Origin of the sequence: Paenibacillus sp. ALJ109b (assembly GCF_010747435.1) — a bacterium.
Taxonomy (GTDB): domain Bacteria; phylum Bacillota; class Bacilli; order Paenibacillales; family Paenibacillaceae; genus Paenibacillus; species Paenibacillus taichungensis.
The window spans coordinates 65,664-87,302 of record NZ_JAAIFP010000033.1; the positions used below are offsets into that span (position 1 = coordinate 65,664).

Sequence of the window (21,639 nt, forward strand, 5' to 3'; positions counted from 1 at the left end):
GAATACTACTATGATTAACCTGTTTTTTATTCAGCTATTTTGTTACAACAATTAAAATTATGGGTGATGCAGATTATGACGGAACTCTACCAGCAGGAACTCTACCAGCAAAAAGTTGGACACTTGCAGTAAATGGGGATGGAGCACACTTGATTGAAAGAGTAAATGTGAGAAATAGACTTGATTTTGAACACTTTGATCAAAAAAACACTCCAAGGTTCTACCCTGCTGGATCTCCAGAAAACGCTGGTCAAGCGCATATCAGGCTTCATGCTTCTACTAAGAAAGCAGGGATAAAATTAAGGGGAGGGAATCCCACTTTAACTGACGATGTACTTTTGAAAAAGTATGAGGCGGCCTACAATGATTCAGAGTTAGAAGGGATATTAGGGGCGTTACGGACTCCAGACAGTAAATTAATCGTTGGTGATAAACTTACTCCTGGTGAGGCATATACAAAATTGTTAGAATGGGGAGCAGAATATAAAAAAAATAACCACAAAAAAGAATGAGGGATCAATCAGATGTATAAAGATATAAATATCCAAATTGATGGGCTTGGTATTATTGTATATTCTCCCTTTTCAGTAGTACATATTAATGAAGAAGAGGATTATTTAACGCAAAATTATATGTCTGCTCAACAAGTAGCAGACCATGTCAATCGAGGAACTATTGTTGGGTTTTCAACAGGATCACCGGGAGATTATAATTTACGGGTTAGGACAGGGTATCCCGATGAAAAAATTCTAGATGAGTTTGACTTTGTTTTGAGATTGGGATTAGAAGTACGCAATCACGAATTATGTATTAGAGACTTGTATGATTTAATGGAATGGACTAGCGAATTACCAGGTGAGCAAGTCATTCGTCTTGATAATGGGTATTATCATATCACTGTTTTCAGTAACTTGCCTGATTCAAAAATACGCGGTGATCAGCAGGAAATTTATCTATATTTCAATCAATTAACTGAAATGCCTAAAATAATGTATTCTGGTGTACCACATTTGAGTGACTCAAGGAGTCAATCTAATCGTTAATAGAAGTAGCATTATTTCAGTAATAAGAGAGTTGCAATGCCTTGACTTGTTATTTTTACATCTCAAGGCTTCTTTTCATAAAACCAATAAGTAGAAGAGTATAGAGAAGCCGAGCCTTGACTAGATCATCATATTGATGGTGTTGGTCAGTCTATGGAAATTCCTGCACCTTTGCATCCAGGGAGTGGAGGCAGTGGAGGCATACACAATAATAAGAAAAATTTATGGATATGGGGAGAGGATCAGAATTTTTAGGGAAGGCTTCAAGCATTTATTGATGAAAATCTAGGAGGCGGTTAAAAAAATGAAAGTAACCCAAGCAATGGAACATTACTTCAATAAGTTATTGTTTTTTTGGGAGGATCAGTTCTCAAGCATTCCTAAGATCTCTTTTGAAAAATTATTGAAAGTTGGATGTATGTTGGAGTACCGGATGAGGAAGAAAGTATCCAATGGAGGCCAAGACTTAAAACAACTAAAGAAGATTTTACTTTAATAGAAAGAGAATTAGGAATGAAGTTGCACTCTTCAATTAAAGAATATTTTGACTCATTTTGGTTTCTAAACCTACAAGGATTTTACGGACCTAATCGAATCACATTAGAAGAAGTGACTCCAAACAAGGATATTGGTGCTTTTTTTATCAATCAAAAGAATTTTGAAGTAAGCGCACAGAGAAAGTTTGATTATATTCTTATAGGGTACATTTCTCCAGATGATCAAGGCTTGCTATTGGATAATAGAACTGGGGGAATAGTTAGAGAAGATTACGAGACTAATGAACGTTTACCAGTATCCTCCTCTTTATCAGAATTAATTGATAGTCTTCGAATAACCAAATAAAAACAATAATAAGAGCTTAGGGAGTAGAATTACACTTACCTTCTAAGCTCTCATTATTGCTTTAAATTGAGCCGCAACGAACAGGATAAAAGAGATAGAACCCAAATACATACACGTACAACGCCTTCGGGAACATGCTTTCTGCAAGAGAGCAACGCGGAAATTCGTTCCGTTATGCGGGAGAAATGCAGGATGCGCTGACAGGACATTACTACCTGCGCGCCCGGTTTTATAACCCGCTGATTGCTCGGTTCACGCAGGAAGACACGTATCGTAGAGACGGTCTGAACTTATATGCTTATGTGGCTAACAACCCGATCCGATATGTAGACCCGAGTGGGTATATGTGTGAGGTAAAGGGGAAGCAAGCCGTTTCTAATATACGGGAGAAATGCAAGACGGCAAGTTAGTTTTTGTCTCCAAAAATTCTATACTACGGAGTGCCAACACTTGAATAAAGAATATACGAAGTTCTATGTTGTGATGACTTAATATAATTAAGATTATGAAAATAGCTGAACAATATAAAACAGGAAACCGATGAATAATTTAGAAGGTTATTCAGAAACTTCGATGACAAAAAACAATTACATATAGCATCATAGAGAAATGACAGGGAGTGAGCAAATGGAATTTGAGTTTCATATTACAGTGAATGATTTAACGTTTGAAGAGAAGGAAAGCTTTATTGAACTGTGTCAGGTGGAGCAAGTTAAACCGGTTATGATCGAGCTGGATCATGGTGAATACATCCATCAGCCAATGATTACGGGCTTAATACATAGTACTGATTTTGATGAAGTGAACAGCATCATTAAACAGTTGGTCACAAGGTTCCAAGGTAACGACTTTACAGTTGTACGAACAAAGGTAGAGGTTCCAGCGAAGGAAGAGAAGTATTTTCATCAGCGAATAGTTGCGCATTCTACCCCGTATTTTGAATGGCATGGCAAAGTACAGGTGGATGATGTAGAAAGATTAAAGGAGCTATGTGAAGGCGATGGTGGGCATATCTCACGGAACTCGCTGAATGCGAATGGGAAAATTAGATTTGTTACGGTCAGAGAATACAATAGTTCTGAAAAATTCTACAGCAGAGTAGAGAAGATACATAATATCTTACAGCAGAACAAAATCGAACTGTTAAAACAGCAATATGAACTGTGCATCTATGACAGTCGGGAAGAACTGGATCGTGGATGGATCTAACTGAATGTTGAGTACGATGAGATGAATAGAGGAGGAGAACAGGTGTCTGGGAAAAATGTACAAGTACATAGCTTGAATGAGGATGAGAGATTCATTGTTGTGTTAGAAGCTCTATTGAAGCGTGCTTCTCTGGTGAATAGTCCATTTGTATTAAAAGGAAGCTTATTGACAAGACAGTATTTGGAGAATCCCAATGTTCGTTATGTTGATGATATCGACTTTTTGTATTTAGGTCGAATTGAGACCGAGGACCAGGCCAATGAAATATTTACAGACTGGATGATCCGGGTAACGGAGATGGACCTGAATGACGGTATCGTATTCCGAAGCTTTAGTGAGAATGCCTTCTGGCGCAGAATTGACTACGCGATGGCGGATGATTTTCCAACGGTGAACACGGAGCTTGCCTTTTATATTGATAGTGAACCAAGGAGCGAAAATGAGTATGAAGATGAGGATGAGCTGCATCTTGATATATCCTTTAACCTCGAATTGAATGAGAAGTCTATCGCTCTATCGTACCAACCTATGGTTGGAGAAGCTTTTGTCGTTCCTCACACCGTGCCACTCTCCATTCAAATCGCTTGGAAGCTGCATCAAACGATAGTGAGGCCCCGATTCAAAGACTTGTATGATTTGCAGCATCTGTTGTCTAACCCGTCATACGATCAACAGGCTCTGCAGGAGACACTACAGACCCTGGTCAATGAGTGCAATATGGATCCAGCAATTACAAGAGAGGATATGAAAAAGGTACTGGTTAACGATCTGCATGATGTGTATTCGAGGTTAAATTACGATTATGACCTGCAATATTATGCCGGAAGTCGCAGTCCTGAAGTGTACTTTATGGAGTTTGTTTCGGAGCTCCGCAAAACGATGAATCTCGCCGGGATTAATAGTTACGCGTATGATCATTTACCAAGTTGTACTACGCACAAATAGAGCTTCTCATTTACAAGTAAGCTGAATCATTGTTTGTCTAACCGTAGATGAATTTGAAAGGAACACCCTATCTCCGATACAATGTTCTCATAGAGTCTGAGAGAATGGATTCAATACGGCTCAGAAATGGAGAATTACAATATGACTGATTTTATCAACGCTGACGATATTAACGACGTGATTTTGGCTGCGGCGGCTTCAGAGTTGGAGCAGATGGTGGGCAAAATATGTGAACTGATCGGTACGCCTTTGGAACAGACAACGGAACTGGAGCGTCAGGTAATTGCTGCTTTTGGATTTGGTGCGGTATATGGCATCACTCATCGGGATCAGCTGGCGGAGCCACAGGCTCATGCACTGAGCATCCGTATGCTGATTAAACCGTTTAACTATAGTGAGCAGCAGGCTGTAGATTTTGCCGATGATCTGATCCGGGTGGCTTCCGACCGGGAAGTTCATCCGGTGATGAACACGATTATTCATCGTGGGATCGATGGACACCGCCAGTTTAATCAGGAAGATGATGAAGGGTTGAGCCGTAACATTCAGGAGATTTTAGCGGCGGTACAACCGGAGAGAACCTGAAGAAGCAGAGCGTTCACCCTTTCATGTAGTGGTACAGACAGTATATGTCTAATGAATTGTTAACTTATTGGGAGATGATCGCAATGGATCTGATGAAATTAAGCAAGGAACTTTCCTACGCCTTGCGTCACGCCCCTTGGGAGTATGAGCTGGAGCTGGACGAAGAGGGTTGGGTGGAGATTCCGCAATTGCTGGTGGCTTTACATGAGAGTCCACAGTGGAAGGACGTCACGGAGGCGGATCTGGAGCAGATGATTCAAGCTTCTGAGAAAAAGAGACATGAAATCTGTTCTGGCCGCATCCGGGCATTATATGGTCATTCGACTCCGCAAAAGATATCCAAAACACCTGCCGATCCACCGGAGATACTCTATCATGGCACGCCACTGCGGTCGGTTGCTTCCATTATGGAGCAAGGTTTGCAGCCTCGGCAGAGGCAGTATGTTCATCTGTCCGCAGATATGGACACCGCCAAACAGGTGGGACGAAGACGTGATGACCGGCCGGTAATACTGGAAATTAATGCGGCTCAAGCGTTCAAGGACGGAATTCTTTTCTATCATGGAAACGAAAATATTTGGCTGGCCGATCACATTCCGGCACGATATATCGAGCAATAATCGATGTAACGGTTATTGAGACTACCGATATCTAAATCGAGAATTCAAGTCGCAATCGGACCGGTTCAATGTACAGTTATCCGATTAACTGCTATATCGTTTTAAAGATTGTTTTATAACACCAAAAGGGACACATCCAACATTCATTGGTGTGTCCCTTTGTGATTCCCACTCTATTATCTTCTATTTAGACTTACTTGCCTACAATTGCTTTTACACCCTCACTCAATGGTTGAGCTGAACGGCCAAGCAATTTTTCCAATGTATCGCTCTCTACAGCCAGTGCGCCTTCACGGATGGCACTTTGCATATCAACGAGCATGGAGACTACAAAGTCAGGCAGACCTGCACCTTTCATAATGTCAGCGTAAGCAGCATCATCCACGTTTTGCACGTTGATATCCTGTCCAAGCACTTCCCCAACGATGGCTGCAAGCTCAGCTTGAGTACGAAGTTTACCAGACAACTCATATACTGAATTCTCATGTCCCTCACCTGTCAGTACTGCAGCGGCAGCATGCGCATAATCACTGCGAGTAGCCCAGCCCACTTGGCTGGCGTTAGTTGCATGCACCCAAGGTGCGCCCTGGGTAGCTGCTTGAACGCTGCCTGCTTCATTTTCCAGGTACCAGTTGTTGCGCAGGAAGGCATAAGGAATGCCGGATTCGCGGATAGCCTGTTCTGTGGCACGATGTACTTCAGCCAGTGAAAGGCTGTTTTTCTCCGCATTCACAACGCTGGTATAAGCAATGAATCCAACGCTTGCCTTTTTGGCAGCGTCTACTGCAGCTTGATGTTGGCGAATACGGGTTTCATTGTCACCGTCTGTGGAGATCAGCAGCAGCCGATCCACGCCTGCAAATGCTTTTTCCAGCGTTTCCGGTTGATCGAAATCACCTTGACGAACGTCAACACCTTGAGCGCGCAATGCTTCCGCTTTCTCCGGGTTGCGTACACTTACAGCCAAATCCCCAGCAGATACCGTTTGTAACAGTGCTTCTACGACCAGTGAACCCAAGTGACCTGTTGCTCCAGTAACTAAAATTTTCATTGTATTTTCCTCCTATAAGGTATGTTTTGTGTCGACACTAATGTGAAATGTCAATCTACATGAATGGATGTAATCGTATGTGTTATAACAGGTGTGATTACAACGAAAGGTTTAAAAAAAGCTCGTAATGAGCTTTTTTTTATTCAGAGACGTGAACCTGATCCATCATCTGTTGTATCGTTACACGTTTCAAACGCTGCTCCATAGCTAGCTGAGCCTCAATAAGTTCGGCACGCAAGGTTTGTTCGATCATGCTGCCAACCGGACAATTTGGGTTCGGATGCTTGTGGAAGTTAAACAACTCGCCATCCTCCACAACCTCAAGTGCACGATATATATCCAAAAGGGTAATGTCCGCGGGGTCCTTTAACAAAGAAGCACCGCCAACACCGGGTCTGACCTCAATCAGGCCGGCCTGTTTCAGCTTGGACATAATGCGCCGAATAATGACGGGATTGGTATTCACGCTTTTGGCGATAAAATCTCCCGTGCACTCATTGGGCACAACAGCGACCAGGGACAACGTATGAACCGCAATGGAAAAGCGGCTGCTGATTTGTTTCATGGATAATCACCACCATTGTAACTATAATAGTTACAAATTAACTCGATGTCAATGAGAGATTTTGAAGTAGCCAAGTGTGGATTACCTGGGGAAGTGTTTCAAAAAGGTGACGGGTGAAACCCCGCTCAAATACATGACTGGGCTTCGAATCAACGAAGCAAAGCGCATGCTCGCGGCCTTTGAAGATATGGATATCAAGACAGTAGGTAAAGCGGTGGGATATAGTGATTCCCATTATTTTAGCCGTATTTTCAAAAACAAGACGGGACTGTATCCGAGCGAGTATCGCCAAAGGTTACAATAACGAAAAAAAGCCCTGTCCATGGCTCTTGAAGAACCACGATGACTGGAGCTAATTATTGTGACAAAGCATCTTCCGTGATTTGACGGATATCAAATGGCGACCGGTTGCCTTCCTCAATGATGTCGGGGAGAATATATTCGAGGAAATAGTGTACACAGTGGAGGTCAATATTCTTGATTTTGATCAGGGCATATCGGTACATCACGATAAATTCCTTTTCTGTATTGCCACGTTGCAGTTCAGCAAACGCTTCGTACACTTGATCCATTTTGTCGGCCACTTCCAGAATAAGTCCTTCGACTGAGTTATCTTTGCCTTCACGCAGCTGTCTGCGGAAAATAGGCTGGAACTCTTCAGGAATATTTTCGTTAATAAAATGCTCAACCATGCCTTCTTCTACCTGCTGCAGCATCGAACGAAGCTCCAGTGAATAATGTTTAACCGGCGTTTTGATATCACCGATGAAAATTTCGCCATAATCATGACTGCTGGTGATCTCATAGAGCTTCTTCCAATCGATGGCGACCCCATGCTGTTCCTCAATATCGGCGAGTGTTTTGGCATACTGCACGACTTTCCAGGAGTGGGCGGATACGCTGTGTTCCTCGAACTTGAATTTTCCCGGGGTACGAATAATGCGTTCGAGATCGTTGAGTGATCTAAAGTACGTATGAATTCCCATGTGTGCAATCATCCTTTTTAGTTATAAGTATGCACTAATTATAACTTGATTATGTCAACTACAGATTAACCCTGATACAGCCGAAGGTAAAGTAGAAGTCGAATCGCTAAATAGCAAAAAACCATCATGTCCTCCCGAATGTAGAATGAGAGAACGTGATAGCTTTTGTTGAGAAGATGGGAATTGGGCTAGCCTTTCTTCCTCACGGGCGAAACAAACCAGTACGCCATACCTACAAACAGCGCACCGCCGATAATATTACCGAGCGTGACCGGAATCATGTTATGCATCCAGCCTGCCAGAGTAATTGTTTCCGGGTGGTTTGGCAACAACCAGGACAAGGAGAGCAAAGTCATATTGGCGACGCTGTGTTCATATCCACTCGCAATAAAGGCGTACAGACACCACCAGATGAGGACGAGTTTGGCAATATCTTCTTTTGAACGGGCCGCCATCCAGATCGCTAGACAGACCAGCCAGTTACAGAGGATGCCACGGAAGAAAAGTTCACTAACGGGAGCAGCCATCTTTTTGGCAGAAACGACAAAAAGCAGATGTTCCTGTGTCGCAGTCTTGAAGAGACCGCTGCCCACAATAAGCAGACTGAGCAGAACGGCACCGATCAGATTGCCAAGGAAGACGAGTCCCCAGTTTTTGAGAGTATCCCGAATAGTAGTCCGACCAGCTAGTGTGCTCATTGTAAAGAACATATTGTTACCAGTAAACAGCTCCGATCCAGCAAAGATGACGAGTGTGAGGGCCAGTCCAAAAGACATGCCCATCAGCATCATCTGCAGTGGGGACTGAGCAGCAAGCAGTGGGGCACCGATACTGAATATCAGAATGATGCCAAGGCCTACATATGCGCCAGCCATCAAAGCGGCAACCATGTAACGTGGCAGGCTTGCGTTCATTTGATCTCGTTTTTTAACCGCTGCTTCAATAATTCCTTCAACATTTGATGTATACATGACGATTTCCCCCATTATGGTGCATCTGTCGTTGACAGTGAAAATCTTATATTGCTATAAAGCGACCCAGACCTGTCCGTTCTCGACCTTCACGGGATACATCTGCACTTGTCCCTGATCGGGGGCCTGCACAAGACCTGTGTTTAGGTCGATTTTCCAATCATACAGTGGATCGTACAGATAATACCCGGAGACAATCCCTTCCGCCAGCGGTCCACCCTTGGGATGAGGATTTCTATTTTCTGCAGCAAAGATGGTGCCATCTGAGGTGCGAAATACAGCTAGTTCATGGTCTTTGATCTCAACCACTCTACCTATCTGCGGCAGAAATTCTTCGATCTCTCCGGCAGGATAGTAGATGGCCGATTGCTGTGTTGTCATATGAACATCTCCTTCATTATCACATTTACGTTACAGGGTCAATATATATCATAATGGCAGAGACAGAGGACTACGGTCGAGCAGAAACTTCTATGCCATGGAAAAGTTTGTTCTGGCCTTCCTCGTTACGCAGTGCTTTTTTCCAAGGATCTTCCACTTGCTCAAGAGCGAATTCGATTCGTTCCATAAGCGCCTTGCGCTCTTTTACGTCTTCGACAACAACGGCCCGAATCTGCTCCAGCCCAACACGTTCCACCCATTCGGAAGTCCGCTCCAGGTAGTTGGCTGTCTCCCGATAATGCTGCATGATCGCTCCACAAAGCTCAACTAGTTCTTCATCGGTCTTCACCTTGCACAGAGAGTCAGCCAGTCTGGCCTTGATGCCGCCATTGCCTCCAATAAATATTTCCCAGCCGCCGTCATTGCCCACGATTCCGATATCTTTTGTACACGACTCTGCACAGTTACGAGGGCAACCGTTTACGGCATATTTGAACTTGGCAGGTAGATCGAGACGTTCGAACTTGCGTTCTAGCAGAGCACCCATCGCCATGGAATCCTGCGTGCCGAAGCGGCAAAATTGTGAGCCGACACATGTTTTGACTGTACGCAGCGATTTGGCGTATGCATAGCCTGAAGGCATATCCAATTCAGCCCAGACTTTGGGCAGATCTTCTTTTTTGACTCCAATCAGGTCCAGCCGCTGACCTCCAGTCACTTTGACGGCTTTTACATCGTATTTGACGGAAATGTCGGCAATGCGTTTCAAGTCTTCCGGCGTTGTGACGCCGCCATACATGCGCGGTACCACCGTATACGTGCCGTCTTTTTGAATATTGGCATTCATACGTTCGTTGACAAAACGGGATTCCTTTTCATCCACATGAGTATCTGGTGCAATCATACCAAGGTAATAGTTAATGGCCGGGCGGCATTTGGAACACCCTTCGGGTTGATTCCAACCCAGAACATGCATGACCTCTTTGGTCGTTTGCAATCCTTTTTGTCTAATCTCCGATACGATCTCATCCCGGCTGAGGAAGGTGCAAGCGCAGATTCCCTGTTTGGCACCCGCTGTAAAGTTGTCTCCAAGCACATATTGCAAAATCTGTTCAACAACCGGTTTACAGCCGCCACAAGAGCGGGTTGCACCCGTACAGGCTTTTATTTCGTCTACGCTGGTCAATCCCTCATTCGTAATGGCATCGACAATGGTTCCTTTGGTTACTCCGTTACATCCACAGACAATTTCGTCTTCAGCCATGGTTTCCACGGATGTGGCTTTTTTGTGCCCACCGCAGCCTGTACCCATCAGTGAAGCATACAGTTCATCTGTCATCTCAGCCTGTTGTTTAATCAATTTCTGTAATTCGGCAGAATCCGTAATATCACCAAAAAGTACAGCGCCAACTATGATATTATCCCGAAGCAGAATTTTTTTGTATGTGCGTTTCCAGTCGTCTTTATGTGCAATGACCGTATGTTCGGGACTGTCGATAAATTCACCGGTTGAAAAGACGTCTACGCCCGAAATTTTCAATTTAGTGGATACCACAGAACCTTCATAGGGAGCTGTATCAACACCGCATATATGTTTGGCCAGAATCATGCCCTGTTCAAATAGTGGGGCAACGAGGCCGTAGCATACACCGCGATGTTCGGTACATTCTCCGACGGAATACACGTTATTTAGTGACGTCTGCATATAGTCATCCACTACAATGCCGCGGTTAACTTCCAGGCCACTTTCCCGGGCTACACCCGTATTGGGTTTGATGCCTACGGCCATGACAACAAAATCGGTGTTCAGCACGGAATCGTCCGCAAAACGAATACCTTCTACCCGTTCGCCACCAAGAAGCTCTGCGGTTTGTGTGCCCATCTTGAACCGGATGCCCTGACGCTCAAGTTCGGCTTTTAACATCGCGGACGCCTGAGGGTCAAGCTGGCGTTCCATCAAATCCTCCATCAGATGCACGACTGTAACTTCCATGCCGAGCTGGACCAAGCCTTTGGCAGCTTCGAGGCCGAGAAGACCTCCTCCAATGACAGCCGCTTTTTTATATTGTTTCGCTGCTTCCAGCATGACGTTACAATCCGCTATATCCCTGAAGCCAACTACTCCTTGTTTGTCATGACCCGGTACAGGAAGAATGAAAGAGCTGGAGCCGGTTGCGATGATGACTTTATCGTAAGGGAAGCGTAAGCCTTCCGCAGTTACAACTTCATGGCTCTTGGAATCAATCCGTGTTATGGTTGTACCCGTATGGAGGGTGATACCATAATCCTCATACCAATGCAGATCATTGAGCACAATATCATCAACTGTTTTGCTTCCTTCCAATACATAGGACAGCATTATCCGATTGTAATTGGGATAGGGCTCTGTGCCAAAGACGGTAATTTCAAACTTTGAACTCAATTTCAAAATTTGTTCAACTGTACTTATGCCTGCCATACCATTACCGATGATAACCAGTTTTTCTTTATTTCCGTTCATGGTTGTATGCCTCCTTTAGTGGACACTTTACGTTACCAGCATTTTTAGTGGATTATATTTAAATCATACCGTTCAATGTTGACATTATATGTGATTAATTTCACTAATAATGATAATAAAGCAGGCTTGTTCAGAATATCTATAGTAAAGGTGCGCAGGAGTATTCGATGGAGGAAGAATATAATTGAAATAAGAAATGCGAACTATTGTTCTTATATAGTTTTCGTTGTAAAATCTGGAGTGGACGGTTTATGTTCCCTATTTCTTCGAAAGGAAGTTTTTGCACCATGATGGGAAGATCCCACCTGATTATCGGGACCACTGTATCCCTCTCTGTTCTGCAATTGGCCGGTATGCCTGTGACTGCACCGGCGGTTACCGTGGCTCTGATCGGTTCGCTGCTGCCAGACATTGATGAGCCGAATTCGCTATTGGTATCCAAAGCATTGCCGAACAGCCTCATTCGGCTGTTACAGACAATCCTGCTGCCTGTCGCTGTATTTGTGTACTTCTATGTTCAGGCGAAACCATGGAATCTGCTGCTCGCCATTTTGATTGCGATGGTATCATTCCTGCCGTCGCGTTCTCTGCGCAAAGTGTTGATGTTTGCAATCGGATTGGGACTTGTATTCTATGGGCATGCCTTCGCACCATGGAATCTAATTGCTGGCAGTCTGTTAATGCTCTGTACCACGTTAACCCACAGGGGATTGACACACACATTATATGGAACCGCCGTATGGACTGGGTTGCTCTACAGTACAACTCATTTGCAGGGGCCAGAGATCTGGGTAGCCGGAGGTACAGCCTATGTCATGCATCTATTGGCAGATTCGTTGACGAATCGCGGCATTCGTCCACTGCCACCACTTAAGTGGCGTATAAGGATTAATCTCATGAGTACGGGCACGAAACATGGGGCCGTTGTGGAAAATGTGTGCATTGTGCTGGCTCTTATTGTGGCCTGGATTGCATTCTCCCCTTTATTTCTGTAATTTCAAAAAAAAACGCCAGTCCACAACTATGGGACTGGCGTTTTGTAGTTATTTCTTTAATTAATGATAGCCTATTGATTAGGACGACGATGGTGAATCGGTCAGTCCATCAATATCTGTAGAACCAAATACAAACAACACAACAAGAATGACTACAATTAGCAGTTCGGCGAAGCCCGTGCCGTCAAAATCAGACATCATTCCAACCTCATTCCATTCAGGAATTTATTCTTTTCTGAAAAGCCCGTATAACATCATCCAGAGTCACGTCGCCGATTTCGTCAAGAAATTGGACTAATTTATCTGCATTCGACGGTGTAATATTTTTAAGTGTTTTATACTGTCCAACTAGCTCAACGACAAGTGTGGCTTCTCGAAACAACGTAACGGCATCCACTCTTAATTTACCGCTTACGAGCAATGCTGCAACGATAATTTCCAGGTTTTTTCCTTTTAGGTTGCCGTTGAGAAGGGTATTTGCAGCATTTGTTTTTTTGGAACCTTTATTTGATTTTCCATTCCTTCCCACTGCCATAACAGGTCCCCCACTGCTTGGTGTTTAGTGCTTCTTCCGTTGTTGTATCTTATGTATCTTTTCTATAAATGTTCTAGCTATTAAACTAGTTGCACCAAAAAAAGAGACACCCTGATGACCAGGATATCTCTTGAACTTATTAATTTAAATGAAGTTAAGCAATGAAGCAAATGTAGCTCAAGATTCTGCTTTGAATCTAAAGTTACGCGTTTCCGATAATTGTGTTCAGTGTAGTCTGATCCAGACCCTTTACCAACTTCACGAGCAACTCTTTTGCCGCATCATAGTCATCCGTATGAATAATGGAAGAAGAAGTATGAATGTAGCGGGCGCAGATGCCAATTACCGTGGAAGGTACACCGATACCGCTCAAATGTACCGCTCCGGCATCCGTACCACCAGGGGAGATGAAATATTGCATTTTGATCTGATTGGATGATGCTGTGTCCTGAACATATTCAACAATACCGCGATGGGTGAACATACCCGGGTCGAAGATACGCAGTAAAGCGCCTTGTCCAATATGTCCGAATGACTGTTTGTCTCCTGTCATATCATTCGCAGCACTGCAGTCCAGTGCAAAGAAAATATCCGGTTCAATCAGATTGGCCGCCGTGCGTGCACCGCGTAGCCCCAATTCTTCTTGGACTGTTGCACCGCAATAGAGGGTATTTGGCAATTTTTCCTTATGCAATGCTTCAATCAGCTCAAGTGCAAGGCCTACGCCGTAACGGTTATCCCATGCTTTTGCCATAATTTTCTTCGGATTAGCCATCGGTGTGAACTCACAGATCGGCACGATCTGCATGCCTGGGTGAATGCCCCACGACTCTGCTTCTGCACGGTTATCTGCACCAATATCCAAGTACATATGGTTAAGATCAACCGGTTTGTTGCGCTGGGATTCATCGAGAAGATGAGTAGGTGTTGAACCGACAACCCCTGGAATCCGGCGATCCGGAGTGATGAGTTCCAGACGTTGGGACAATACAGCTTGACTCCACCATCCACCGAGTGGGCGGAATTTGATCATGCCTGTTTCCGTAATGCCTGTGGTCATGAAGCCAACTTCGTCGAAGTGACCTGCAACCATGACTTTGGGTCCAGACACTTCTCCTCGCAATACACCAAAAAGGCTACCCAGGCGATCCTGGACAAATTCATCCGTATAAGCAGACATTTGTTCTTTCATCCATCCGCGAAGCTCGCGTTCAAACCCTGAAACGGAAGGGAATTCCGTTAACGTCCGAAACATTTCCAACGTTTTTTGATTCATGTGTCGACAACTCCTCTGCTTGTATGTAGATCAGGTCTCAGCAGAACGGCTGCCGGACTGTTGTCCTTCGAAAGAGAAGAACGTTTTATTTAACCACTGGTCACACTACAGTATGAACCTTGCGAAAGTAATTGTCCATGGCTATGTCACGTATTTCAGGCATAAATGCCTGATCGTTTGATGATTCATAGGGTCATTAAATCTGCACCAAACACAGTCGACAAGCAGCAACATTGAATATGCATAGAGTGAGGAACCATTGTGCTTAACCTATCTCCATGAGGTATTTAATTAGATACTAATTTCACTTGCCTGACAAAAGGAAGGAGCTGGGACAATAGATGAAGCCACCCGATGAAGGCAATGAAACCATGCTTTGTATCGTCCTTTTTATTTTGCTCGTAATCATTCTGCTTTATTTATAAATTTCACCAGACCTCTGATCCGACGCTCAGCGACTCATCTGATTCAGCAGCTTCATCGTGCTGGAAACAAATGCTGTCTTTCGCCGGATACATAACTTTCCCAACCTTAACAAACAATGAATACAGGATTACACACAGTACTTGCAGTCACATCTGTTGGCTCATTTTCATTACAAGGAGGTTCAGTATCTTGCCAGCTCAAACTAAGGGTAGCAGTAAAAAATCATCATCATCCCTGTCCATCAGTGAACAGGAATATAAAAAAGTCGCCAAAAAACATGAGCCTGCCCGTCCAATCTGGGCGAACTGTTTTAAGGCATTCCTCGTTGGCGGATTGATTTGTGTCATTGGACAGGCTATCCAGGAAGCGTTTATAGCCGGGTTTGACATGACATCAAAGGAAGCTGCCAGTCCAACCGTTGCGGTCATGATCCTTATTTCAGTCATCCTGACTTGTCTCGGTGTCTACGATAAAATGGCGCAATGGGCTGGTGCAGGGACGGCTGTACCTGTCACGGGATTTGCCAACTCGATGTGCTCGGCAGCACTGGAGCATCGTGCCGAGGGACTGGTGCTTGGGGTTGGTGCCAACATGTTCAAACTGGCAGGCTCGGTCATCGTGTTTGGTGTTGTTGCTGCCTTTATCGTGGGAATCGTATACGCCATTCTCGGCTTTGGAGGAGGACATTTATGAAACGCTTGGGCCAACAAACCTGGCAATTTGAGAACCGTCCACGGATTATTGGCAAATCAGCAGTCGTTGGGCCAGATGAAGGCCAAGGGCCTTTGGTATCTGATTTCGATTATGTATATGACAATTTGGAGATTGGAGAGAAGACTTGGGAAAAAGCAGAGCGCAAGCTTCTCGAACAGGCTTCTCAAATGGCATTAATCAATGCGAATATCACGAAGGAAGAGCTGCAGTTCTTTGTTGGCGGGGATCTGATGAACCAGATTATCAGTAGTTCCTTTTCGGCCCGTAAGCTGGGTGTACCTTATCTGGGGGTATTTGGTGCTTGTTCAACTTCTATGGAAACGTTGGCTTTAGCCTCACTCATTGTGGATTCGGGTGCAGGGGATTATGTACTGGCAGGTACGGTGAGTCACAACTGTACGGTGGAAAAGCAATTTCGGTATCCAACAGAGTATGGTTCCCAGAAGCCGCCATATGCGCAGTATACAGTCACAGGTTCTGGCTGTGGTGTAGTCTCACGTACTGGTGAAGGCCCGGTAGTTACCAAAGCGACAATTGGCCGAATTATGGATATGGGTATCAAAGATCCCTTTAACATGGGAGCTGCGATGGCTCCTGCGGCAGCAGATACCATTGTTTCGCATTTCCGGGATACAGGTCTGGAACCGGGTTATTATGATCTGATCGTTACGGGTGATCTTGCTTCGGTTGGATTACCCATTGTTAAAGAGCTTTTGCATAAAGAAGGTGTTCCAATGGAACAAACGGTCTTCAATGATTGTGGCCTGATGATATATAACCTGGAAAAGCAGCCTCAGGTTGTGGCTGGAGGAAGTGGCTGTGGATGTTCAGCGACCGTTACTTACGGTCATATTTTGAACCGGATGCAAAAGGGTGAACTCAATAAGGTATTGGTGGTCGCTACTGGTGCACTGTTGTCTCCACTTTCATATCAGCAGGGTGAGAGCATTCCTTGTATTGCGCATGCCGTAGCCATAGAAAAGGAGGGTTAAAGGATGCAGTTTTTATGGGCATTTATTGTTGGCGGGTTGATATGTGTCGTGGGACAACTTCTGATGGATGGTGTCAAACTGACTCCTGCACATACGATGAGTACACTTGTTGTGGCTGGTGCGGTTGCGGATGCGTTTGGGCTGTATGATCCACTCGTCAAATTTGCAGGGGCAGGCGCTTCCATCCCCATTACCAGTTTTGGTAACTCCCTCGTGCACGGGGCATTGACGGAACTGGAGAAAGATGGATGGATCGGTGTCATTACGGGGATATTCGATTTGACCGCGGCGGGTATCTCCTCAGCGATTATCTTTTCTTTTCTCGCGGCATTAGTAGTTCGGCCCAAAGGGTAACAGCGTATGGTAGAGCAAGTCATATATATGGATTCAACGGAGGCTTCGGATAACTTTTATCCGAGCCTCTTTTTGTTGTAATCATGCGATAACTGCGGTGAATCTGACGGCTGGAAACAAATTATGAGTTCCTTCGAGTGTACTCGCGCCCGTGGATCATGTACAATAAAAGGAAATCTGTATGCTTATTTAGGAGGTTAGACCACATGCCTGTGCGCAAAGAGTCGATCCAAATCATATCAGCAGTTCGTTCTAATCTGGAATCATGCATAATGGGGAAATCCTTTGAAATTCAACTTTTGCTCACAGCTTTGCTTGCAGGCGGACACGTTCTGATTGAAGACGTACCAGGAACAGGCAAGACGCAGTTGGTTAAAGCGTTATCGAAATCCATGCGCGGAGAATACCGCCGCATTCAATGTAATCCTGATATTTTGCCAAGTGACATCACAGGGGTATCCGTGTTCCATCCACGTGATGAGCGTTTTTACTTCCGTCCAGGTCCGGTCATGACCAACATTTTGCTGGCAGACGAGATTAACCGGGCAACAACGAAAACGCAGTCCGCTTTGCTGGAAGTCATGGAGGAGCGGAGTGTGACAGTAGATGGTGATACGTATGATCTGCCTCATCCATTCATGCTCTGTGCAACCCAGAATCCAATCGATTTTGAAGGAACATACACATTACCGGAAGCGCAATTGGACCGGTTTATGTTGAAAATAAGTCTGGGTTATCCCGACAAGGATATCGAGAAAACGTTGCTGAAACAGCATCAGTCGGGTCAGCCTGTTGATCGGCTTGAATCCGTAACCCATATGGATCAGATATCAGCCATTCAACAGGAAATCAAGGAAGTATTCATCGGTGATCCGGTCATGGATTATCTGCTTGATGTCGTTCGCAAAACTCGCTCCCACCCATCCGTATTGCTGGGCGCCAGCCCACGGGCAGCCATTTCATTTATGATGGCCGTGAAGGCTTTTGCCTTTTTGCAAGAACGTGACTACGTGCTTCCGGATGACGTGAAAACGATGGCACCTTATGTCATCTCCCATCGGATTGTGTTGCGTCCCGAATCGAGACTGGACAGCATGAGCTCCGAAGCTGTATTAAATTCCGTACTTCAGCAGGTTCGAGTGCCCGTCTCCATGGGGCAATAATTGATGAAGCCGCTTTTGAGTACAGTCAGAAGGGGAATACGCCACCCCCGCGTATGGAGCATCGCGGCGGTGTGGATGTGCTGTTTGGCTTATGTTTTGTTTCAGGGCGGGAAGACATCCCTGATGTTGCTGTCGATGGTGACTCTGCTTTGTGTTTACCTTGCGATTTCTGGTTTTAGCGGTGTACGGCGTACTCATGGCGTGCGCAAGCTCTCTTCTGGTCAGGATCATGAAGAGCTGCTGCATGCGGGTGATCAGGTACAGGTAAAGTTAAGTCTGAACATCCCGGGATTTTTACCACTTCCATATGTGGTTGTACGCGAAATGCTGCATCGGCATAACGGAGAATCCTGGTCTTTCAAAGAAAGCCTCATTCCAAGCATGCGAGGGTATGGTGAATTGTCATTTCAGACCCCACCGCTGGAGCGAGGAAAGTATGTCTTTTCTGAAACGGAATGTGCCAGCGAGGACATCTTTGGTCTGATCGAGCATCGGGGAACGTTCAAAGCTAAAGGGGAATTCCGGGTGCTGCCGCGCACGGTATTTATACCGTACTGGCAGCTGTATGACCGCAAATCACGGTTATCTGGTCCACAGACAGCCTTGACTCGCTCGCGCAGGGAAACGACCCAGATTAACGGCGTGCGTGACTACGTTTATGGGGATCGCCTTTCCCGCATTCACTGGAATGCAACGGCTAAGACGGGAACGTGGAAGTCCAAGGAATTTGAACATGAGTCAGTGCCGAAAACGATTCTGGTGCTGGATGCGCTGTCAGGCAGCTTTGAACATGGTGAGGCCTTTGAACTGGCTGTGTCCACGGCTGCCTCCCTGCTGGAATATGGCACAAGAGAACGAATGGGTATGGGGCTGCTGACACTGTCGGAGAAGACATCATTTTTTGCTCCCAGCGAAAGTCCGATGGAACGGCAGAAGATGATTCATCATCTGGTAGATATCCAATATAACGGCCAGGAGAATCGGCTGCTGCCAGGTGTCGAGAAGATGTCACGTCAGTTTCCTCAAGGCGCGTATTTTGTAGTGATTTCTCCCCAGAAAGATGAAAAAGTTCTCGAACTGCTCCGATGGGCTGACACACGGGGGATGACTCCTTGTCATATTCTGATTGAACCCACTGATTCCCGCCGGAGTTCCGAGTGGAATGCGATGCTGCGTGGAAGAGGAACAAGATCCTTTACCGTTTCCCATTTGCAGGAGCTTCCAACGGTTATGGGGGGAGGTAGTGTATGAGTACTAAAGGCAAAGAGCTGACAGTGGGGAGAAGATCCTGGTATCATGCGGCTTCGTTGCTCTGGATTTTCCTGATTGGCATGCAGTGGATATCATTTACACAGGAATCCTGGTATACCGAGACCACTTCATTGGTGCTGTGGACGCTCGCAGCGGTCAGCATTCTGGAAGTGATACTGCCTTTCAAAATCATGATTCGAACCATAATCAAGGCGGTTGTCCTTGTATATATTTTGCATAAGACATTAATCGACTACACGGTTTATATTCCTTACGGCACGTTAATGGAGCGTACAGAGCAATTTGTGCTGCACCTGACACCTTACATCTGGTTCGCCTTGTGCGCATGGGTAATGCTTGAAGCTGCCCTTCGTCTGGTGACTACAACGCGCCGAATTCTCGTTTTTCTGGGCATTAACATTATCTCGATGGGAATTCTGGACTCTTTTACCCAGTTTCCACTCTGGATTGAAATCGCCTGGGTTATGTTTGCGGGAATGGGGTGGCTGGTATGTCAGCACTTCCGTAATTTCCAACTGCAATATCCACAAGGGTGGAAGCGTATTATCCGATATCCCTATAAAATTCTGGCCAACATTGCAATTATATTTTCTTTGATTATCGTAGCCAGTGTGAATATGCCGGAAGTTCCTCCTACCCTTACTGATCCTTATACTGCGTGGCGTAACTACACCGGAAGTTCGGGGAGTCAGACAGGTAACGGAACACTGGACATTCCGGCAGCTACCGAGTCAGGATACAGCAGGGAAGACAACCAGCTTGGCGGAGGATTTAACTTTGACTATACACCTGTCATGTCCGTCACTACCAATGAGCGCAGTTACTGGCGTGGTGAGACGCGCGCAGAGTATACAGGAACAGGCTGGGATGATCGCGGACGAGGTGCGACAGAGGATGTTGAGGCGGGACAGGCTCTGGAGAATGACGAATCTGGAAATGTAACCACCAAGCAAGTCACTCAGAAAGTGACGATGTTGAATGACAACGTGTATCCGATTCTCTTTGGAGCCTATTCCATCTCGGAAGTGACATCTGTCAATGGTGAAGCAAATTCGAACCGGATGTTATGGAATCCAGAGCAGGCAGAACTTCATGTCGTAACAGACCGTCAGCAACCACAATATCCGAAGACGTATACGATTGTATCCGAAGCGCCAGTTATTGTGGAAGATGAACTTCGTACCAAATCTTTTGATGATCTGTATACGAGCGACCCGGCAGATGATATGTACCTGCAGCTGCCATCCAGATTCCCTGATCGGGTGACGGACCTGGCCGCTGAAATTACAGCATCAGCAAATACGCCGTATGAAAAAGTGGCATTACTGCAAAACTATTTACAACAAAATTTTGATTACACAAACAATCCGGATTTATCCCGAAAAGTAAGCAGTGATTTTGTGGAAGGATTTTTATTTGACATTCGTGAAGGGTATTGTGATTACTTCTCGACTGCGCTGGTTATGATGGCACGCTCCGAGGGTATTCCCGCTCGTTGGGTGAAAGGGTACGCGCCTGGACAACTGTCACTGAATTCTGACATGCAGGCTCCGCGCCAACCTGGGGCTGAGATCGAGACGACGTACACTGTAACGAATGCAGATGCGCATTCTTGGGCTGAAGTTTATTTTGGCGAGTATGGCTGGATTCCGGTTGAAGCGACGCCGGGCTTTGACATGCCGCTGCTCACGGAACAACCAGATGTACAGCCTGTAGATGAGCCTGAAGAACAACCTGAAGAGGAACCGGTAAAAGAGGAAGAGCAGACTCCTGCGCCTGAACAGGCTTCATCCAGCATCCCGGCTTTTGTAATCTGGGCTGCGGGAGCCATCATCGTATTGTGGGTGGCTTATATGTTCTGGCGAAACCGCCTCTCGCTTCGATTCTTCGTGCTTCGTCTGCGGACAGGTGGACCGCTAACGCCTGAACAAAAGGTAGTGGCAGAGACCGAACGCTGGATACGTTATGCGAAGCGCAAAGGTTTGACCCGGAGCGGGGACGAGACACTTCGTGAATCCGTAACCCGCTGGAGCCAGGCGAAACCAGCTGCAGCAGCGACATTGCATGAACTTCTAGCGAAGTTTGAACAGACTCGCTATAGTCCAGCGTCTGTAACCGCGGACGACTGGAAGGCCGTCTATCAGACTGCTTCGAAGCTGCGTAAGGAACTTAAAGCGGAACGGGCGTAATGTCGCCCGTCCCGTTTTTCCTTT

General features: G+C 45.6%; 24 protein-coding genes and 1 pseudogene. 16 read left to right on the forward strand and 9 right to left on the reverse strand.

Annotated features, from left to right (window positions below; translation table 11 throughout):
* Window positions 1–59 precede the first annotated feature (59 nt).
* From G3352_RS27260 to G3352_RS27295, 8 genes and pseudogenes are all read left to right on the forward strand, one after another.
* The gene (locus tag G3352_RS27260) at window positions 60–512 is read left to right on the forward strand and encodes a hypothetical protein (RefSeq protein WP_163761253.1); all 453 of its coding nucleotides are present in this window, start codon (window positions 60–62) and stop codon (window positions 510–512) included.
* Between the two features lie 12 nt (window positions 513–524).
* Window positions 525–1,043, forward strand: coding sequence for a hypothetical protein (locus tag G3352_RS27265; RefSeq protein WP_163761254.1), 519 nt, complete (start codon window positions 525–527; stop codon window positions 1,041–1,043).
* A 414-nt stretch (window positions 1,044–1,457) separates the two neighbouring features.
* Window positions 1,458–1,886, forward strand: coding sequence for a SecY-interacting protein Syd (locus G3352_RS27270; protein ID WP_163761255.1), 429 nt, complete (start codon window positions 1,458–1,460; stop codon window positions 1,884–1,886).
* A gap of 128 nt (window positions 1,887–2,014) precedes the next feature.
* Window positions 2,015–2,296, forward strand: a pseudogene (locus G3352_RS27275) (RHS repeat-associated core domain-containing protein); the annotation flags it as partial.
* A 217-nt stretch (window positions 2,297–2,513) separates the two neighbouring features.
* A complete protein-coding gene (locus tag G3352_RS27280; RefSeq protein WP_163761257.1) occupies window positions 2,514–3,095 on the forward strand; it encodes a hypothetical protein in 582 nt (193 codons plus the stop codon).
* Between the two features lie 42 nt (window positions 3,096–3,137).
* Complete coding sequence (locus G3352_RS27285; protein WP_345940813.1) at window positions 3,138–4,040, forward strand: nucleotidyl transferase AbiEii/AbiGii toxin family protein; 903 nt, start codon at window positions 3,138–3,140, stop codon at window positions 4,038–4,040.
* A 141-nt stretch (window positions 4,041–4,181) separates the two neighbouring features.
* Window positions 4,182–4,625 (forward strand): Imm48 family immunity protein, encoded by a 444-nt coding sequence (gene imm48, locus G3352_RS27290; protein ID WP_163761259.1) that lies wholly within the window; start codon window positions 4,182–4,184, stop codon window positions 4,623–4,625.
* 83 nt (window positions 4,626–4,708) lie between these two features.
* On the forward strand, window positions 4,709–5,245 hold the full coding sequence (locus tag G3352_RS27295) for an RNA 2'-phosphotransferase (RefSeq protein WP_163761260.1): 537 nt from the start codon (window positions 4,709–4,711) through the stop codon (window positions 5,243–5,245).
* 193 nt (window positions 5,246–5,438) lie between these two features.
* Here the strand turns inward: G3352_RS27295 and G3352_RS27300 are convergent, their stop codons facing one another.
* Both G3352_RS27300 and G3352_RS27305 read right to left on the reverse strand, forming a co-directional pair.
* Window positions 5,439–6,296: an SDR family oxidoreductase gene (locus tag G3352_RS27300; protein ID WP_163761261.1), complete on the reverse strand. Its 858-nt coding sequence runs from the start codon at window positions 6,294–6,296 to the stop codon at window positions 5,439–5,441.
* 139 nt (window positions 6,297–6,435) lie between these two features.
* Window positions 6,436–6,861 (reverse strand): Rrf2 family transcriptional regulator, encoded by a 426-nt coding sequence (locus G3352_RS27305; RefSeq protein ID WP_063567255.1) that lies wholly within the window; start codon window positions 6,859–6,861, stop codon window positions 6,436–6,438.
* Between the two features lie 76 nt (window positions 6,862–6,937).
* On the opposite strand from G3352_RS27305, the gene G3352_RS27310 reads away from it, so the two are divergent.
* Window positions 6,938–7,165 (forward strand): helix-turn-helix domain-containing protein, encoded by a 228-nt coding sequence (locus tag G3352_RS27310; RefSeq protein ID WP_256716752.1) that lies wholly within the window; start codon window positions 6,938–6,940, stop codon window positions 7,163–7,165.
* Window positions 7,166–7,217: 52 nt separating this feature from the next.
* Here G3352_RS27310 and G3352_RS27315 read toward each other — a convergent pair whose 3' ends face one another.
* The 4 genes from G3352_RS27315 to nirB form a co-directional block, all read right to left on the reverse strand.
* Window positions 7,218–7,847: a YfbR-like 5'-deoxynucleotidase gene (locus G3352_RS27315; protein ID WP_163761262.1), complete on the reverse strand. Its 630-nt coding sequence runs from the start codon at window positions 7,845–7,847 to the stop codon at window positions 7,218–7,220.
* 188 nt (window positions 7,848–8,035) lie between these two features.
* The gene (locus G3352_RS27320; protein ID WP_163761263.1) at window positions 8,036–8,818 is read right to left on the reverse strand and encodes a formate/nitrite transporter family protein; all 783 of its coding nucleotides are present in this window, start codon (window positions 8,816–8,818) and stop codon (window positions 8,036–8,038) included.
* A 54-nt stretch (window positions 8,819–8,872) separates the two neighbouring features.
* Entirely contained in the window at window positions 8,873–9,199 is a 327-nt protein-coding gene (gene nirD / locus G3352_RS27325) for a nitrite reductase small subunit NirD (RefSeq protein WP_076288043.1), read from the reverse strand.
* Window positions 9,200–9,269: 70 nt separating this feature from the next.
* Complete coding sequence (gene nirB / locus G3352_RS27330; RefSeq protein WP_163761264.1) at window positions 9,270–11,699, reverse strand: nitrite reductase large subunit NirB; 2,430 nt, start codon at window positions 11,697–11,699, stop codon at window positions 9,270–9,272.
* A 287-nt stretch (window positions 11,700–11,986) separates the two neighbouring features.
* Here nirB and G3352_RS27335 point away from each other — a divergent pair, with 287 nt between their 5' ends.
* Window positions 11,987–12,694: a metal-dependent hydrolase gene (locus G3352_RS27335; RefSeq protein ID WP_163761265.1), complete on the forward strand. Its 708-nt coding sequence runs from the start codon at window positions 11,987–11,989 to the stop codon at window positions 12,692–12,694.
* A 78-nt stretch (window positions 12,695–12,772) separates the two neighbouring features.
* On the opposite strand, the gene G3352_RS31520 is transcribed toward G3352_RS27335, so the two are convergent.
* The 3 genes from G3352_RS31520 to G3352_RS27345 form a co-directional block, all read right to left on the reverse strand.
* Window positions 12,773–12,895, reverse strand: coding sequence for a hypothetical protein (locus tag G3352_RS31520; protein WP_275898463.1), 123 nt, complete (start codon window positions 12,893–12,895; stop codon window positions 12,773–12,775).
* A 16-nt stretch (window positions 12,896–12,911) separates the two neighbouring features.
* Window positions 12,912–13,229 carry a hypothetical protein gene (locus tag G3352_RS27340; RefSeq protein ID WP_163761266.1) on the reverse strand — a complete coding sequence of 106 codons (318 nt, stop codon included), beginning with the start codon at window positions 13,227–13,229 and terminating at the stop codon, window positions 12,912–12,914.
* A 202-nt stretch (window positions 13,230–13,431) separates the two neighbouring features.
* The gene (locus tag G3352_RS27345) at window positions 13,432–14,505 is read right to left on the reverse strand and encodes a M42 family metallopeptidase (protein ID WP_163761267.1); all 1,074 of its coding nucleotides are present in this window, start codon (window positions 14,503–14,505) and stop codon (window positions 13,432–13,434) included.
* A gap of 615 nt (window positions 14,506–15,120) precedes the next feature.
* Between G3352_RS27345 and spoVAC the strand changes: the two genes are divergently transcribed.
* From spoVAC to G3352_RS27375, 6 genes are all read left to right on the forward strand, one after another.
* Complete coding sequence (spoVAC, locus tag G3352_RS27350; protein WP_240343247.1) at window positions 15,121–15,624, forward strand: stage V sporulation protein AC; 504 nt, start codon at window positions 15,121–15,123, stop codon at window positions 15,622–15,624.
* Window positions 15,621–16,637 (forward strand): stage V sporulation protein AD, encoded by a 1,017-nt coding sequence (gene spoVAD, locus G3352_RS27355; RefSeq protein WP_076288049.1) that lies wholly within the window; start codon window positions 15,621–15,623, stop codon window positions 16,635–16,637. The genes spoVAC and spoVAD overlap by 4 nt, the downstream gene beginning before the upstream one ends.
* A gap of 3 nt (window positions 16,638–16,640) precedes the next feature.
* Complete coding sequence (gene spoVAE, locus G3352_RS27360) at window positions 16,641–16,991, forward strand: stage V sporulation protein AE (RefSeq protein WP_163761269.1); 351 nt, start codon at window positions 16,641–16,643, stop codon at window positions 16,989–16,991.
* Between the two features lie 206 nt (window positions 16,992–17,197).
* Window positions 17,198–18,154: an AAA family ATPase gene (locus G3352_RS27365; RefSeq protein ID WP_053781313.1), complete on the forward strand. Its 957-nt coding sequence runs from the start codon at window positions 17,198–17,200 to the stop codon at window positions 18,152–18,154.
* A 75-nt stretch (window positions 18,155–18,229) separates the two neighbouring features.
* Window positions 18,230–19,405, forward strand: a complete 1,176-nt coding sequence (locus G3352_RS27370; protein WP_240343256.1) for a DUF58 domain-containing protein — start codon at window positions 18,230–18,232, stop codon at window positions 19,403–19,405.
* Window positions 19,402–21,615, forward strand: a complete 2,214-nt coding sequence (locus G3352_RS27375; protein ID WP_163761271.1) for a DUF4129 domain-containing transglutaminase family protein — start codon at window positions 19,402–19,404, stop codon at window positions 21,613–21,615. The genes G3352_RS27370 and G3352_RS27375 overlap by 4 nt, the downstream gene beginning before the upstream one ends.
* Window positions 21,616–21,639 lie beyond the last annotated feature (24 nt).

Excerpts from the sequence above, each read along its gene's own strand:
- imm48 (WP_163761259.1), top strand. The coding sequence starts at position 4,182 with ATGACTGATTTTATCAACGCTGACGATATTAACGACGTGATTTTGGCT.
- G3352_RS27375 (WP_163761271.1), top strand. The coding sequence starts at position 19,402 with ATGAGTACTAAAGGCAAAGAGCTGACAGTGGGGAGAAGATCCTGGTAT.
- G3352_RS31520 (WP_275898463.1), bottom strand. The coding sequence starts at position 12,895 with ATGATGTCTGATTTTGACGGCACGGGCTTCGCCGAACTGCTAATTGTA.
- G3352_RS27300 (WP_163761261.1), bottom strand. The coding sequence starts at position 6,296 with ATGAAAATTTTAGTTACTGGAGCAACAGGTCACTTGGGTTCACTGGTC.
- G3352_RS27265 (WP_163761254.1), top strand. The coding sequence starts at position 525 with ATGTATAAAGATATAAATATCCAAATTGATGGGCTTGGTATTATTGTA.
- G3352_RS27260 (WP_163761253.1), top strand. The coding sequence starts at position 60 with ATGGGTGATGCAGATTATGACGGAACTCTACCAGCAGGAACTCTACCA.
- G3352_RS27370 (WP_240343256.1), top strand. The coding sequence starts at position 18,230 with ATGTGCTGTTTGGCTTATGTTTTGTTTCAGGGCGGGAAGACATCCCTG.
- G3352_RS27340 (WP_163761266.1), bottom strand. The coding sequence starts at position 13,229 with ATGGCAGTGGGAAGGAATGGAAAATCAAATAAAGGTTCCAAAAAAACA.
- spoVAD (WP_076288049.1), top strand. The coding sequence starts at position 15,621 with ATGAAACGCTTGGGCCAACAAACCTGGCAATTTGAGAACCGTCCACGG.
- nirD (WP_076288043.1), bottom strand. The coding sequence starts at position 9,199 with ATGACAACACAGCAATCGGCCATCTACTATCCTGCCGGAGAGATCGAA.
- nirB (WP_163761264.1), bottom strand. The coding sequence starts at position 11,699 with ATGAACGGAAATAAAGAAAAACTGGTTATCATCGGTAATGGTATGGCA.
- G3352_RS27280 (WP_163761257.1), top strand. The coding sequence starts at position 2,514 with ATGGAATTTGAGTTTCATATTACAGTGAATGATTTAACGTTTGAAGAG.
- spoVAE (WP_163761269.1), top strand. The coding sequence starts at position 16,641 with ATGCAGTTTTTATGGGCATTTATTGTTGGCGGGTTGATATGTGTCGTG.
- G3352_RS27295 (WP_163761260.1), top strand. The coding sequence starts at position 4,709 with ATGGATCTGATGAAATTAAGCAAGGAACTTTCCTACGCCTTGCGTCAC.
- G3352_RS27315 (WP_163761262.1), bottom strand. The coding sequence starts at position 7,847 with ATGGGAATTCATACGTACTTTAGATCACTCAACGATCTCGAACGCATT.
- G3352_RS27365 (WP_053781313.1), top strand. The coding sequence starts at position 17,198 with ATGCCTGTGCGCAAAGAGTCGATCCAAATCATATCAGCAGTTCGTTCT.
- G3352_RS27270 (WP_163761255.1), top strand. The coding sequence starts at position 1,458 with ATGTATGTTGGAGTACCGGATGAGGAAGAAAGTATCCAATGGAGGCCA.
- G3352_RS27305 (WP_063567255.1), bottom strand. The coding sequence starts at position 6,861 with ATGAAACAAATCAGCAGCCGCTTTTCCATTGCGGTTCATACGTTGTCC.
- G3352_RS27335 (WP_163761265.1), top strand. The coding sequence starts at position 11,987 with ATGATGGGAAGATCCCACCTGATTATCGGGACCACTGTATCCCTCTCT.
- G3352_RS27345 (WP_163761267.1), bottom strand. The coding sequence starts at position 14,505 with ATGAATCAAAAAACGTTGGAAATGTTTCGGACGTTAACGGAATTCCCT.
- G3352_RS27320 (WP_163761263.1), bottom strand. The coding sequence starts at position 8,818 with ATGTATACATCAAATGTTGAAGGAATTATTGAAGCAGCGGTTAAAAAA.